The sequence below is a fragment of the Lapillicoccus sp. genome (genome assembly GCF_039935575.1).
In the GTDB taxonomy this organism is placed as follows: Bacteria; Actinomycetota; Actinomycetes; order Actinomycetales; family Dermatophilaceae; genus Lapillicoccus.
Genome location: NZ_JBDTKA010000084.1, coordinates 1 through 14,696, shown reverse-complemented (window position 1 = coordinate 14,696; position 14,696 = coordinate 1). Strand labels below are relative to the sequence as shown.

At 71.9% G+C, this 14,696-nt stretch carries 12 protein-coding genes; 6 read left to right on the top strand and 6 right to left on the bottom strand.

Features of this window, described 5'->3' with window-relative positions; genetic code table 11:
• Positions 1–67: 67 nt before the first annotated feature.
• Complete coding sequence (locus ABI385_RS10680; RefSeq protein WP_348103736.1) at positions 68–1,402, bottom strand: S8/S53 family peptidase; 1,335 nt, start codon at positions 1,400–1,402, stop codon at positions 68–70.
• Positions 1,403–1,494: 92 nt separating this feature from the next.
• On the opposite strand from ABI385_RS10680, the gene ABI385_RS10675 reads away from it, so the two are divergent.
• Positions 1,495–4,170 carry a CHAT domain-containing protein gene (locus ABI385_RS10675; RefSeq protein WP_348103735.1) on the top strand — a complete coding sequence of 892 codons (2,676 nt, stop codon included), beginning with the start codon at positions 1,495–1,497 and terminating at the stop codon, positions 4,168–4,170.
• Here ABI385_RS10675 and ABI385_RS10670 read toward each other — a convergent pair.
• Together ABI385_RS10670 and ABI385_RS10665 are read right to left on the bottom strand one after the other, a co-directional pair.
• Positions 4,167–4,664 (bottom strand): carboxypeptidase regulatory-like domain-containing protein, encoded by a 498-nt coding sequence (locus ABI385_RS10670; RefSeq protein ID WP_348103734.1) that lies wholly within the window; start codon positions 4,662–4,664, stop codon positions 4,167–4,169. The genes ABI385_RS10675 and ABI385_RS10670 overlap by 4 nt on opposite strands.
• Positions 4,664–5,278, bottom strand: coding sequence for a sigma-70 family RNA polymerase sigma factor (locus ABI385_RS10665; protein ID WP_348103733.1), 615 nt, complete (start codon positions 5,276–5,278; stop codon positions 4,664–4,666). The genes ABI385_RS10670 and ABI385_RS10665 overlap by 1 nt, the downstream gene beginning before the upstream one ends.
• A gap of 182 nt (positions 5,279–5,460) precedes the next feature.
• Here ABI385_RS10665 and ABI385_RS10660 point away from each other — a divergent pair, with 182 nt between their 5' ends.
• Positions 5,461–5,871, top strand: a complete 411-nt coding sequence (locus ABI385_RS10660; protein WP_348103732.1) for a PPOX class F420-dependent oxidoreductase — start codon at positions 5,461–5,463, stop codon at positions 5,869–5,871.
• Between the two features lie 90 nt (positions 5,872–5,961).
• Here the strand turns inward: ABI385_RS10660 and ABI385_RS10655 are convergent, their stop codons facing one another.
• The 3 genes from ABI385_RS10655 to ABI385_RS10645 all read right to left on the bottom strand — a co-directional run bounded on the left by ABI385_RS10655 (position 5,962) and on the right by ABI385_RS10645 (position 9,431).
• Complete coding sequence (locus tag ABI385_RS10655) at positions 5,962–6,882, bottom strand: type IV toxin-antitoxin system AbiEi family antitoxin domain-containing protein (RefSeq protein WP_348103731.1); 921 nt, start codon at positions 6,880–6,882, stop codon at positions 5,962–5,964.
• A gap of 159 nt (positions 6,883–7,041) precedes the next feature.
• Positions 7,042–7,818 carry a protein phosphatase 2C domain-containing protein gene (locus ABI385_RS10650; RefSeq protein ID WP_348103730.1) on the bottom strand — a complete coding sequence of 259 codons (777 nt, stop codon included), beginning with the start codon at positions 7,816–7,818 and terminating at the stop codon, positions 7,042–7,044.
• A 116-nt stretch (positions 7,819–7,934) separates the two neighbouring features.
• The gene (locus ABI385_RS10645; RefSeq protein ID WP_348103729.1) at positions 7,935–9,431 is read right to left on the bottom strand and encodes a CCA tRNA nucleotidyltransferase; all 1,497 of its coding nucleotides are present in this window, start codon (positions 9,429–9,431) and stop codon (positions 7,935–7,937) included.
• Positions 9,432–9,513: 82 nt separating this feature from the next.
• Between ABI385_RS10645 and ABI385_RS10640 the strand changes: the two genes are divergently transcribed.
• From ABI385_RS10640 to ABI385_RS10625, 4 genes are all read left to right on the top strand, one after another.
• Positions 9,514–10,029: an NUDIX hydrolase gene (locus ABI385_RS10640; protein WP_348103728.1), complete on the top strand. Its 516-nt coding sequence runs from the start codon at positions 9,514–9,516 to the stop codon at positions 10,027–10,029.
• 77 nt (positions 10,030–10,106) lie between these two features.
• Positions 10,107–12,266: a DUF6049 family protein gene (locus ABI385_RS10635; protein WP_348103727.1), complete on the top strand. Its 2,160-nt coding sequence runs from the start codon at positions 10,107–10,109 to the stop codon at positions 12,264–12,266.
• Positions 12,267–12,303: 37 nt separating this feature from the next.
• Positions 12,304–14,397: a protein kinase family protein gene (locus ABI385_RS10630; RefSeq protein WP_348103726.1), complete on the top strand. Its 2,094-nt coding sequence runs from the start codon at positions 12,304–12,306 to the stop codon at positions 14,395–14,397.
• Positions 14,398–14,470: 73 nt separating this feature from the next.
• Positions 14,471–14,696: sigma factor (locus ABI385_RS10625; RefSeq protein WP_407068260.1), on the top strand; the 226-nt coding region annotated here is incomplete at its 3' end.

Below are 14,696 nucleotides of genomic sequence, written 5' to 3'. Positions count from 1 at the left end.
ATTTCGCCAACGGCCCGCAACAACTCTCACACGTGAGAGAAGCTGCGGGCCGGTCCAGGCCCCTCGGCTAGGCCGGCGAGGCGTCACCGGGCTCGAGGACCGCGCCGACCCCGAGCCGGGCGTTCTCCCTGCCTGACCGCAGCAGCGCGCTCGCGGCCTCGCGGGCGCTCTCGCCACTCCAGGTCATCCGGGCCGCGATGAGCCCCGAGACCAGGGGCGTAGAGAACGACGTGCCGCTCCAGCTCGCCATCCCCACGACGAAGCTCGTCTCACTCGGAGCCAGCGGGGGCTCCTGGTACTGGTAGGGCCCGCGGGGGTAGGCGTTCACGAGATCCGAGCCGCGTGCGTACACGTCGACCCAGCTGCCGTGGTTGCTGTAGCCCGCCCGCGCGCCGTCGACATCGAGCGCGCCGACCGACACGGACCAGGGAAAGGCCGCGGGCCAGAACGGTCCCCGGTTGCCGTCGTTCCCGGCTGCTGCCACGAGCACCGTCCCCTTGAGCTTGCTCAGGTGCTGGAGCCAGAAGTTCTCCAACGCGAGCAGCGCCATGCCTCCGCGGGTCGTGGTCCCTGCCGACATGCTGATGATGTCGGGGGTGCCGCTCAGCGCATGCTGCAGCGCCACCGCCAGGTCACTCTCGAGGATCCCTCCTCCGATGACCAGGATGGCCTTGACGTCGACGGTCGTGGCTGGCGCCATCGTGCGCACCACCCCCGCGACGAACGTGCCGTGACCCCGGTAGTGGCCCACGGACAAAGGCTCCGCCTGTCCGGTCACCCCCGTCAGCCAGGCGTGTTCCGCCACCACATCGGGAAGAACGCCGGTGTCGACGACGACGACCTTGACCTGTCGGCCGTCCGTGACTGGGTCAGGGTTGATGCCCGGCTGTGGCATACCAGCGGAAGGCAGGGGCTCTGTCGCGGGGCAGGCTCCGCCTGGGGTGATGTGGACCACGTGGTCCGGAACGGCGACGCCGACGCCCAACGCCCGGTCCAGGCGGTCGAACCAGTACGGCGTGTCCTGCCCGGCGCCCTGCTCGTCCTGGAGCGGCAGAGAGACCAGAGTCAACCCGGAGACGGACGCCGGTAGTCGGTCTCTGGAGAGATCGCGCCCGACGCGCTTGTCCCACGTCGGCTCGAGACCGAGCGCAAGGTGGACCCGTTCGGCGTCGACGTCCCGTGTGAGGACCACCTGCTTGCGGTACATGTACTCCATGTCCTGCGGGCGGTCGTCGCTCGGGAAGACACCGATCGGAATGCCTTGGGCGGCAAAGGCGTCGACCAGCGCTCGAACCTGGTCCCCCCTGCGGCCGGCCGCGACCCCCTCCTGGCCCTCGCCCCACCAGCGCGTGGAAGGCACCGACTCAGAACCGGCCTCGCTGTCATCATCGTGTGTGGCCATCCACACCCTCCTCGGTATGCGTGTGATGTCGCGCGCCGACACGTCGTCCGGCCCGTGAGGGTGTGAACAGGTATGAGCACCCGTGAACACCCGTGAACACTGACCCGCGGGGAGCGCCGCCTGATACCGACGATGCGCCCGACCTGGTCGAGGTACTCCTGCCGCTCGCACTATCCCAGCCGGCCCGCGCGCTGACAACGGCTCGGTCCCTCCTTGCTGGACGCAGCGGCCGGGTGGTATCCGTGCGGGACCGGTCGGTGGCGCACCAGACCATCGCGATCGTCGAACGCGACCGGGGCCGCCTGACCGAGGCGCGCCGCGAGATCGTCGTGGGGCTGCGGCTGGCGCGGCAGGTCGGCCCCGAGCGAACAGCCGACGTCCTGGCCACGTACGCCGTGACGCTGGTCTACGCCGGACGCACCGCCGCCAGCCTTCGACGTCTGGACGAAGCCCTCCCCCTCACACCGCATACCGACCGGCCTCGCCTGCTGCTGCGTCGGGCACACGTGCTCCACGTCGTGGGCCGGTACACCGAAGCGCTCGAGGTCATCGGCCAGGCGATCCGGGGCAGCCGAGCCGCGGGGGACTTGATGTGGGAGGCGCGCGGGTTGAACAACCGCGCCGTCATCCATCTCGCCCTGGGGTCGACCGACGAGGCGGCGCAGGATGCCCACCGGGCGGCGACGATCTTCAGGGGCCTCGGTCGCGACCTCGAGCTGACCCACGCCGTCCACAACCAAGCCGAGGCAGCATACGAGCGCGGCCACCTCCCGGAGGCACTCGAGCTGTATGCGCTGGTGGCCGACCGGTACAGCGCGCTGGACGTGGTCGAGCCGGACCTGACCATCGACCAGGCGACCGCCCTCCTGAGCGCCGGGCTCGTCGACGAAGCGCGAGGGGTCCTCGACGCCGCGCTCGCCAGCGCAGACCTGACCGTGGTCAAACGCGCCGAGCTGCTCCTTCTCCTGGCCAGGACGGCGGTGCCCGGCAACGATCTTGCGACGACACGGGCGCGAGCTGACGAAGCGGCGCGTCTCTTCGCCGCCCAGGGGCGACGGACCTTCGTGCACCGCGCCACCCTGTTGTCCCTCCAGGCCCGCGAACGCGACCCCCTGCTGGACCGGCGCGGGCGTCGAGCCCTCGCGCGGACCTGCGACCGGCTCCTGGTCGACCTCGAGCAGGAGGACTCCCGCGATCTGCCGGAGGCGTTGCTCCTGCGCGCTCGGTTGGCCCGGCAGCTCGGTCGGGGCGAGGTGGCCGAGGCGAGCTTGGCGGCCGTCTCCGAGCGGCGGCTCGCCGGCCCGCCGCTGACCCGGGCGGTCGGCTGGCTCGCCACCGCACTGCTCGCCGACCAACGCAGCGACCGCCGCGCCCTGCGGCACGCGTGCGCCCGCGGCCTGGACAGCGTCGACGAGTACCGGTCGCTCCTCGGCGACATCGAGCTGCGCGCCCTCGCCAGTCGCCACGGCTTGGAGCTCGCCGACCTCGCCGTTGCGGACGCGGTGCAGTCGGGCGACACCCGAGGCCTTCTGGGATGGAGCGAACGCTGGCGGGCGACGGCGCTGGTCGGGGCCGCCGCCACCCGGCCGGACGATCCCGAGCTCGACCGTAATATCGCGGCGCTGCGAGACGTCACCCGTCGGTTGTCGGCTTTCGGCGAGGAGCAGCCGGTGCTGGCGCGAGAACGTACTCGTCTGGAGTCAGCCGTCCGCACGCGGTACCGGCAGGTGGCGGCCCACCATGGGGTACTGCAGGCGGGGTCGCCGCGACGGGGGGTCCGGGCCCTCCTCGAGGCGGTGGAGGCGCAACCACACGGCACGGCTCTCGTCTCGGGCGTCAACGTCCGCGGTGTCCTGTACGCGGTCGTCGTCGCTGGGGGACGGGTGGCCCGGCACGAGATCGGTCCACTCGCGAGCGCCGTGAGGGAGGCCGAGTTCGCGCGGTTCACCTTGCGTCGGTCGGCGTTCGGTCGACCAGTCGACCTCCAGACGACGGGTCTGCGGCTCCAGCGGGCTCTGCTCGGCGACCACGTCGAGCGATGGCGGGCGCCGCGGGTCGTCGTCGTCCCGCCGGCGGAGCTGCTCACGGCGCCGTTCGGACTGATGCCGGCCTTCGGCGACACGGTCGTGACAGCCGCGCCCTCGGCGAGCCTGTGGCTGCGCACGCTCGAGCGGTCGCGGCAGTCCTGGAGCTCCCGGCAGTCGGACCAGATGACAGGGTCGGCGGACGTCGCCCTGGTGTGCGGACCAGGGCTGCGGGCCGGGGAGGACGAGGTACGCGCGCTCGAGGCGGTGCACCCAGGGGCCCGTTGCCTGGTCGGAGACGAAGCAACCGTCGACGCTGCCCTGGCCCTCATGGACGGTGCGCGGCTGGCACATGTCGTTGCCCACGGGTCGTTCCGCGTCGACGCCCCCCTGTTCTCGTCGCTCCTGCTGTGCGACGGTCCGTTGACGGTGCACGACTTCGACCGGCTGGAGCGGGCGCCCGAGTCGGTGGTGCTCTCGGCCTGCGATCTGGGCAGCAGTGGGGCGGTGGGCGCCTACGAGGCGCTCGGCCTGGTGTCCAGCCTGCTCGCGGTCGGGTCACGTTCGGTGATGGCGAGCGTGGTGCCCGTGAACGACTACGCTACGGTCCCGGTGGTGAGTGTCGCGCATACCGTTGTCGCGCAAGGTGGTTCGCTAGCCGAAGGACTACTCGCCGCCCGTCAGGCGGCGACCGAACCAGTCGTCGCCGCCACCGCAGCCTCGTTCACGGTATGGGGAGTCTAGGCACCGGCGTCGACCCACCGAGTCGTCATTCGGGGCTCGCCCGGCAGCTCGATCCGCAGTCGGAGCATCCCCGCTGGGATCCGCACGAAGCTGAACCGACCGTCGGACCCGACCGCGGTGTCGAACGACGCGCCGGATGTCTGCAGCGACACGACGCCGGAGCCGTCGCCCGAACTCGGTGGCGTGGTGACCACCCCCAGCACCGAGGCGAACCCCTCATGCGTACTCACCTCGAGGTCGACAGCGACTGTGCCGTACTCGAAGAAGTGCATCTGTGGGCCAACCTTGCCGCGGACGGCCGCCAACGCCTCGTCCTGGTCCACCGTCTCCATGAGCACAGCCATGGGGTCGCGCAAGCCGAACATCTCCTTGGCGGCCTGGACGACGTCGTCGGGCACCGGGTCGACGGTCCCGGCGATCCGGCCGAGCCGCTCGAGGAGCTCGGCGTCGTCGTCGCTGATCGGGCCAGGGGCTCGCGTCGTCTTCCGGCTCATCACGCCCACCCCTGCCTGGGTCCACCGAAGACGTACGACGACTGGCCGGCCAGCTCCCGCAACCGGGTCAGGCACCGCATCCGGGTCGGGCCGATGGAGCCGACCGGCATGTCGAACGCAGCCGACACCTCGACGTAGGCCGGACGGTCGGTAGCCATGAGGACGCGCAACAGCTGCTGACAGCGTGCCGAGAGCTGTCGGAAGCACTGCCAGAGCGCGACGTCACGCTCGTCCTCGAGCAGCGCCACGTCGAGCTCCTCGACCTGGGGGTCCGGCAGGTTCTCCGCCAGGTCCTCGGCGCGGACGAGGACATCCCGTCCGCGGCGCTGCAGGATCCGCAGCGCCTCACGCCGTGCCGTGGTCGCGAGCCACCCCGGCAGCGCTTCGGGGTTGCGGATGCCGTCGAGATGCTCGAGCAACCGCAGCCAGGTGTTCTGCACAACGTCGGCGGCGTCGTCGTCACTCAGACGGTAGGACCGACCCACCGACCACAACAGGTTGGAGAACCTGTCCACCAGCGAGTTCCAGGCCACCTGGTCACCGGCCGAGGCGCGGCGAAGCAGCTCTCCGACGGGTCCGGTGGCGAACTGGGTGTCCGGATGGGGCTGGGTCATTGCTCGGCTTCTCGCTGGGGGCGGCGCGGTGGGTGCCAGACACGTGGGGGTCACGGACGTCAGAGCCGCCAGTCGCCCTGGTGATACACCACCAGTGTGTCGCCACTGCGTGGATGTTGACCAGCGGTTTCCGGCCGTTGGACGTGGCGGGCAGGAGGTCGGTCGGTCATAGGTTGTCGGGTATGCCGACCACGCCTCCTCCTGCGCAGGTTGCGGAGTTCCTTGCCAAGCCCAACTACGCCACGATCAGCAGCGTCCGCCCGGACGGGCAGCCGGTGTCGGTGCCGACGTGGTACCTGTTCGAGGACGGCCAGGTCGTCGTCAACATGGACGCCGGGCGTCGCCGGATCAGCTACCTGAAGAACGACCCCCGCGTCAGTCTCAGCGCCATGGACCCCGAGAGCTGGATCACCCACGTCAGCATCCAGGGGCGCGTGGTCGAGTGGGTGGACGACCCCGACCTGGTCGACATCGACCGGATCTCCACCCACTACACCGGTCAGGCGTACCCGAACCGGACCCGGCCCAGGGTGACGGCGAGGATCGACGTCGACCGCTGGCACGGCTGGGGGGCCTTCAAGGAGGCCGAATAGCGCGGACTGGGCCTGGACTAGGCCGGACTAGGCCTGTCGAGCTGTCCATCGGACGTGACTTGGTCGCTGCCGTGCGCTCCGGGGGATGGTTCAGGCGACCAACTCCCGTTTGGCGGACGCCTTGGTGCGGCGCTGCGACCGCGTCACACACCGTTGGTCGACGACGGCCTGGAGGATGCGCCGCACCCAGTCCGGCTCGAACATGACCTGCTCCCAGGCGAACCGCAGGACGACCCAGGCCAACGCCACAAGCTCGTCGTAGCGCTGGCAGTCGTCCTTGAGCTGCTTGCGCCCCCCGTGGAACTCGAAGCTGTCCGCCTCCACGACAATCCGTAGCGTCGGGTCGGCCAGGTCCACGCGCGCGAAGAAGCCAGGCCCCTCGATCTCGACCTGGGGGAGCACGCAGAGCCCCCACACGTCCAGGCAGATGGCGCGCAGCACCGACTCGAAGGGGTTTGCGGCTTCCGCCGACGCGTGCCGGGCTACCTGTCGAACTCGCCGCCGTCCGCGGGCCGGGTGAGTGTCAGCAGCGTCGACAAGCTCCCGTCGGGTGACCATCCCGCTCCGCAGGGCCGAGTCCGCGACGGCGAGGGCTTCGTCGAACGGCAGCGCGACGCAGCAGTCGAGGACCGTGCGAAGTGGTCCCGTCACGATGCCGTCCACGACATCGTGCGCGTCGAGGTCACGCCAGGAGATGCGGTGGGCGTTCTGGTCGGTTCGGGTGACCTTGCGATTGACCGGCACCGTAACCCATGGGCGGTCGGGGCGGTGCTTCATCGCCCAGCCCCAATGCGCGGCCGCACTGACGTGTGACGCGACCGCGGTGAGCCGGATCGCAGCTCGGCGCCCGTCCTGTGCCGTCGGGAACGCATAGGAGCCTCGCCGCTCGCGCACGATCTCCCCCGTCGCGACCGCTTGCGAGATGGCCGACCTGGAACAGGCACGGCGCAGGTCACCGCAGCGGGCGACCCCCCCACGACGCGCTAAGGCAGTCTCGAGGTCGGCGTCCACGAGCAAAACTCTCGTGCACGCCCGGTCACCGCCCCGACGCTCGTCCACAGGGTCGGCCGTCAAACAGGAGTTAGTCGCCATTCGGGACGCAGATGCGTCCGTTCGCGGACCAACTCATGTCCGGCGGTCGGTGAAGGGGCGCGAGGCGGGCGGGCGAAACTACCGCGACGTGGTCTCCTCGTCGTCTTCACCGGCGTCGGTCGGTGAGGCGTCCGAGGTGACCACGACCACCACCGTGACGTTGTCGCGGCCCCCCGCCTCGACCGCGGCGCCCACGAGCGCGTCGGCGATCACCTTCGGGTCGTCGCCGTCCTGCAGCAGGTGGGCGATCTCGTCGTCCTCCAGCTCGTTTGTCAGCCCGTCCGTGCAGAGCAGGAACCGCTCACCCTGCTGCGGGAGGAGCACCCACGAGTCCACCGGGTCGACCGGGTCCCGGCCGAGACAGCGGGTGACGATGTTGCGCGCGGGGTGGACGCGGGCCTCCGCAGCGGTGAGGTACCCGGACCTCTCCAGCTCCGCGACCTCCGAATGGTCCTGGCTGACCTGGGACAGCCGTCCGTCGACCAACTGGTAGACGCGGGAGTCGCCGACGTTGACCGCGGCCCACCGGGGCGACCCATCGACCGTCACCATCGCGAGGCCGGCCAGGGTCGTGGCCATTCCCGCTTGCTCCGGGTGCCGGGCGACCGAGTCGAGGATGGCCTGGTTCGCCGCCTCGACGCGGTCGACGACCTGACCGGGGCCGCCCGCGGGCGCGTCGAGCTCGCGTAGCGCGTCGACGGCGATGCTGCTGGCGACCTCCCCGGCCGCGTGGCCGCCCATGCCGTCGGCGACCACGAACACGCAGTCCGTGACCAGGACGGCGTCCTCGTTGTGCGCGCGCACCCGACCCGCGTCCGTGGCGGACGCGGCGACGACAGAGATCCTGCTGCTCATCGGAGTCCTTCCCATCGTGGGCCTCCTGGACGAGGAGCCAGTATGCCGTGGGCCCTCCGGGCCGGAACGTCAGCGCCCACCCGCCCGCCCACCTGCCCGCGGTCCGGCACGGCCGCTCAGTCGTTGCGCTCGGCCCACCAGGCAACCAGGCGCTCGCGAGCGACGTCCTCACCCAGAACGCCCTCGTCGAGACGCAGGCCGAGCAGGAACCGGTATGCCTCGCCGATCACCCGTCCGGGCGGCACGCCGAGGATCTTCCCGATCTGTCGCCCGTCGAGCTCGGGCCGCACCGCGGCGAGCTCCTCCTGGGCTTTGAGCCGCTCGATCCGCACCTCGAGCGCGTCGTAGGTCCGGGCCAGCTGCGCCGCCTTTCGGGCGTTGCGAGTGGTCGAGTCCGAGCGGGTGAGCAGGTGCAGCCGCGGCAGGAGTGGGCCGGCGTCGGTGACGTACCGGCGCACGGCCGAGTCGGTCCACTCCCCTGTGCCGTAACCGTGGAACCGCAGGTGCAGCTCGACCAGCCGGGCCACCGCCGTGACGACCGCCTTGTCGTACCGCAGCGCCTTGAGCCGCTTGGTCACGAGTTTGGCGCCGACGACCTCGTGGTGGTGGAAGCTGACCCCGCCACCGGCCTCGAACCGCCGCGTCGCCGGTTTGCCGATGTCGTGCAGCAGCGCCGCCAGACGCAGCACCAGGTCGGGCCCGGTCACGGTCTCGGGTTGCGCGACTCCCGGCACGGTGCGCGGCCCTTCGAGGGTGATCGCCTGTTCCAGCACGGTCAGCGAGTGCTGGTAGACGTCCTTGTGGTGGTGGTGCTCGTCGATCTCCAGCTGCAGCGCGGGCAGCTCTGGAAGGAACACCTCGGCCAGTCCGGCGTCCACCAGCAGCGTCAGTCCAGCCCTCGGGGAGCCCGACATCAGCAGCTTGGTCAGCTCGTCGCGGACCCGTTCGGCCGAGACGATCGAGAGGGTATGAGCGCGCTCGGCCATCGCGGTCCGCACCGGCGGCGCAACATCGAACCCCAGCTGCGAGGCGAACCGGGCGGCACGAAGCATACGAAGGGGGTCGTCGGCGAAGGAGTCCTCCGGGCGAGCCGGAGTCCGCAGCACGCCGGCGCCGAGGTCCGCCAGCCCACCGTGCTCGTCGACAAGCTCCAGCGACGGCAGCCGCAGCGCCATCGCGTTGACGGTGAAGTCGCGCCGGACGAGATCCTCGGACAAGGACGTCCCGAACGACACCTCCGGCTTGCGGCTCGCGTGGTCGTAGACGTCGCTGCGGTAGGTCGTCACCTCGAGCAGGTGGTCTCCCTTGCGCATGCCGATCGTCCCGAAGGCGCGCCCGATCTCCCAGTGCGCGTCCGCCCACCCGCGGATGAGCTCCAGCGTCTGGTCAGGCGTCGCGTCGGTCGTGAAGTCGAGGTCTGGCGAGGTCCGTCCGAGGAACGCATCGCGCACCGGTCCGCCCACGAGCGCCAGCTCGTGACCCGCTGCTGCGAACCGGTCACCCAGAGCAGTGACGAGGGGGATCACCGGGGCCAGGCGAGCTACGGCGCCGCGCTGCCGGGCCAGCAGCCGGGACGCGTCCTCGGAGGGCGAGGGCGGGGAACCTGTGGACACGGCAGACCAGCCTAGGTCCGGCGGACCTGCAGGCGTCACGCAGGAGGCAGGAGGGGACAACAGCGCTGGTTACAGTGGTCGGATGAGCGCGGCGACGGGTCAGAACGGACGGACGGGGCAGGTGCACGCCTACCCCGCCTCCCGTGGCCGTCGTCTGCCCTCGGTCGAGGAGCGCTCGGCGGGTGGCGTCGTCATCGACGTCTTCGAAGGTGCCGCCCGGATCGCGGTGATCGCCCGACGCAACCGGGCCGGCCGGGTCGAGTGGTGCCTGCCCAAGGGCCACATCGAGGCCGGCGAGACGCTGACCCAGACCGCGGAACGCGAGGTCGCCGAGGAGACCGGCATCACCGGCCGGGTCCTCGCCGAGCTGGGGACCATCGACTACTGGTTCGCCACGGCCGACAAGCGGGTCCACAAGTTCGTCCATCACTACCTGCTCGAGGCGACCGGCGGGCGGCTGACGATCGAGAACGACCCGGACCACGAGGCGATCGACGTGGCCTGGTTCCCGTTGGACCAGGTGCACCAGCACCTCACCTTTCCCAACGAGCGGCGGATCGCGCAGGTTGCCTGGGAGCGGCTGGCAGGGACCGCGTGAGGCCTGCGCCCGCCGGTTCAGTGTCTTCAGCGCCGCGCCGACGCAGGCCGCGTCACCGACGAGCCCTGTACGCCGCGTTGGCGCTCTACGCCGCGTTGGCGCTCGTGGTGCTCACGGCGCTCACGGCAGTGCCCGGGTATGCCGCGTCGACCGCACCGGCCAACGCAGCACCGGCCAACGCAGTGCCGCTGAAGCTGGCCTCCGCCGACCCCGGGACGTCCGTACTCACCCTGACGTCGCTGAGCCCGGCGGTCATCCGTCCCGGGGACGCCCTCACGGTGACCGGCACCGTCACGGCCCGCACCTCGGCGCTCACCGCCCCCCTGGTCCGGCTTGTGGTCAGTGGCACGCCGATCGTGTCGCGCCCTGACGTGACGGCTTGGGCGACGAGCACCGCCTTCCTCGCCGGGACCGAGGTCGGCCGGACGCAGCTGGGCGCGCCGGTTGCGGTCGGGCAGAGCGTCCCGTTCACCGTCAGCGTTCCCGCCGGCACGCTCTCCCTGACCCGGGCGTGGGGCTCGATTCCCCTCGCCCTCCAGGTGCGCGACACCGCCTCGAACACCTCGGAGGTGCTGCGGACCTTCGTGGGGTGGCAACGTCGTGTGGAGTACGTCCCGATCTCCGTCGCTGTCGTCGTCCCCGTCACCCTCTCGCCGAACGCCGCGCTGTATGACACGGACGCCGCGAAGCGCACCGCCGCCTGGCGGTCCGAGCTCGCGCCGGGTGGCCGGGTCCAGAACCTGCTCGACGGCACCGACGCCGACGGACCCACCGGCCCCGTGCCCGTCACCTGGGCCGTCGACCCCGCCGTGCTCGGCACCTCACGCGGCGCGACGAGCCTGGCCGCCGACGACCCACTGGTCCCGGTCGTGTCCCCCGTGGTGACCCGGCTCAGCACCGGCGTCGCCCGGCACAGCATCTGGGCTCTCCCGTATGCCGACACCGACCTCGCGGCGACGATCAGGTCCAGCCCGAACGACCCCACGGTGCACGCCCAGGTGGCCGCGAGCACCGCGCTGGGTTCTGCCCTCGGCGTCCCGGTGACGACGGGTGTCGCCTGGCCCACCGACGGCTCGCTCGCCGCCGGGCGGGAGGACGGGCTGCGCGCGGCATACCAGGGAGTGGGGCTCGACAGTGACGTCGTCTCCTCCTCCGCTCTCCCCGTCTCGAACGGGTACGCCGGGCAGGCGCCGCGCCGCTCCCCCGGCGGACTGCCGCTGCTCGCCTGGGACGACGAGCTGAGCCGGCTCGCGGCCCGCACGGCGAACCCCGCGGACGGTGCGCTCGCGACGCAAGAGCTCGTCGCCGAGACCGGCACCATCCTCGGCGAGAGCCCCGGCGTGGCGCGCAGCTTCCTGCTCGCGCTGCCCCGTGGAGTCGATCCCGACCCCGCATCCCTGCGCGGCATGCTGACGACGCTGGCCGCCACGCCCTGGGTCCGGGTCGTCGGCACCGACCAGCTGCGGCAGACTGCCGCGACCCAGACCCCCGTCGCCAACGCGAGCGCCGGGACCTGGACCAGCGCCGGCGAGCCCCGCGTCGACGCCGCGAAGCTGGCCCGGATCGACACGGAGCGCCACACGGCCAACGAGATCGCCACGATCCTCGGGACGGGAGGGGCCGCGCTAGGCGAGCAGTGGACCGCCATGCTCGACCAGCTGACCTCCACCCGATGGCGTACCGGACCCGCCCAGCTCGCCGCGCTCGAGACCCAGGTCACGCAGGCGACTGCCGCCGCCACGAGCGGCATCCACGTCGCCGACCAGACCATCAACTTCCTGGCCGACGAGGGCACGTTGCAGGTCACCGTCGTCAACGACCTTCCCGTCGCCGTCGACGGGGTACGCCTGCTGCTCGGTCCCACGAACCCCAGGCTGGTGATTGTGGCCCAGCCGGAGCCCCTGACCATCGGCCCCGGCAGCCGCGCCGTCGTGCAGGTGCGAGCCCGGGCGGTGTCGGCCGGCCTGGTCCCGGTGAACACCTCCCTGACCACGCGGGACGGCACCGTTATCGGGACGAGCTCAGCCATCCTGGTACGAGCGAACCCGCCCGGGACCGGCTTCTACGTGATCGCTGGGATCGTCGTCGGGCTGGTCCTGCTGCTGGGGATCGTGCGGACCCTGCGGGGACCGCGGCGCGCACCGCCCGCGATACGCCCTCTGTCCCAGATGGGGTCGGAAGGAGCGCCCAGTGCCGCCGCGCCACCACCTGTCTCGAGCGACCGGCCCGTAAGATGACCGGTCAGCAGGTGTCATCGGTGAGCAGGGAGGGTCAGTGCAGGGCGTCGGTCCCGGCTCCGTCCTCGGCGGGCGCTACCTGGTGCAACGCCGGGTCTCCCAGCATGCCCGCTACGAGCGCTGGAGCGCCGCCGACCAGACCCTCGAGCGCGACGTCGTGCTCGTCTGCTTCCAGGCCGAAGGACCGGTCGGGTCGGCCACCCTCGATGCGGCCCGGCGCGCAGCCGGGGTCGAGGACCACCGGCTCGTACGGGTCCTCGACGTGGGTCGCGACGGCAACCTGACCTTCGTCGTCGAGGAGCCGATGCCAGGGGCTCGGTCGATGACGGCCGTGCTCGGCGACGGTGGCCTGCCCAGCGAGGAGGCGCGTCGCGTCGTCGGCGAGGCGGCCGGTGCGCTCGAGAGCGCCCGCGCCCGCGGACTCCACCACGGCGCTCTCACCCCCCGGTCGGTACTGCGGCTCGCGGACGGCACGATCAAGGTCCGCGGGCTGGCCACCGAGGCAGCCCTGCTCCAAGCCGACGACACCAGCTCCGAGGCGGCCTCACGGGGTGACACGGTCGCCCTGGTCGGCCTCGCGTACGCCGTGATGACCGGCCGATGGCCGCTCGCCGAGGGTGACTCAGGGCTCGAGGCGGCCCCTCGGGTGTCAGGCGGGGTGGCCGCACCATCCGAGATCGCCGCCGGCGTACCCGCCGACCTCGACCTGCTCGCCCGCACCACGCTCAACGAGGATCACGGTCCCGCTACGCCGGGTGAGCTGGCGGAGCAGATCGGCCCGTGGTCGCCGGTTCCGGTGCTCGGGGTGATGACCCCGAAGCAGGGGCCGGGTACGCGCACCGACGCCTTCCCGCGCGACCCCGTCACGGGCGGTCTGGCGCACCCGGCTCCCACCACCTCCGTTCGTGGAGCGGCGGCTGCCGCTGCGGCCGGCGTCGGGGCCGGCGCCACCGCCGGCGCCGCGGGGCGCACCACGTCCAGGGCGGCCCGGCCGAGTGTGCTGGGGATGGGCCTCGGCGGCCGTCGGCCCTCCGCATCGAACGCCGACCCGGCGGTCGACCCGCTCGTCGGGTCGACGGCCGAGCTGGCTTCTGGAGCCGACGGTCAGGGGGCTGACGAGCTCGACGGTCTCGAAAATGGCGGGCCGGCGGGTTCCGCGCGCGCAGCCGCCGTCGGTACCGCGATCGCCGCCGGGGCCGCGGGCGTGGCCGCCGGCACCGCAGCGGCAGCCCGTCGTGTCGGCACGGCGTTCGGGGTGGTCGGGGACCGGATGGGGGATCTGGCGCGGACCGCCGCCGACCGCACCGCCGAGCGGTCGGCGGCCCGAGCCGAGCGCCGCGAGGCGGAGGATCTCGAGGACCCGCTCTCCTACGGCGAGGACGTGCGCCTCTCGGACACCCTCGAGACCACCGACGAACCCCTCGGTCTCGGCCTGCCCCTGGCGCTCCTGCCGGGCACCGCGACGGAACCCCTCGACCGCGACTCGTCGCGGTGGGTGATCGCCGCGGTGGCCGTGTTCGTCCTGGTCGCAGCCGTCCTCGGCGTCTGGGGTCTGCCGAAGCTCTCCGGGATCGGTGCCGGCACCGCAGCCGCCCCCCTCGTCACCAGGACGGTGACCGCCACCCCCAGCGCGAGCGCCACCGCGACCGGTGCCCCCGCCCCCGCACCGACCACCCCGGCCCCTGGCGGTCAGCCGATCGTCATCGTCGGTTCGAGCCAGCTCGACCTGGACGCCGGGGGGGTCCCACAGAGCACCACCTCAGCGGCCGCCTACGACGGGAATCCGGCCACCGCCTGGAGCTCGTCGAAGTGGTATGCCACGGCGAACTTCGGCGGCTACAAGAAGGCCGGCCTGGGACTGGTCCTCGACCTCGGTCAGCCGACGGACGTGCACCGGGTCAGCGTGACCGTCCCGGGACCGGCCGACGTCTCCATCTACGTCGCCACCCGGCCGGCGCTGGACGGGGCCACCCAGATCGGGTCGCTGCCCGCGCAGAACGGACCCGGCACGGTCACCGTCCCGGGTGGTGGGTCGGCGAAAGGCAACCTCGTCATCGTCTGGTTCACCACCCTCGGGCCGGCTGAGCAGGGGCGCTTCCGAGCCCAGGTGTCCGAGGTAAGCGTCTCGTGATGCTGAGTCCCTTGGCCCAGCGTCCCGTGACTCCCAGGCGTTCGGGGAGATCTTCCGGCGTCACAAGGACCGGATGTGGGCCGTCGCCATGCGTACCTGCGGGGACCGGGAGATGGCGTCCGACGCAATCCAGGACGGGTTGCTGGCGGCCTTCCGGCGGGCCGGCCAGTACCGCGGTGACGCAGCGGTGACCACCTGGCTGCACCGGATCATCGTCAACGCCTGCCTGGACCGTCTGCGTCGCCGCGAGCCCAGCGGACCGCTGCCCGAGGCCACCCCCAGCGACACCCTCACAGCAC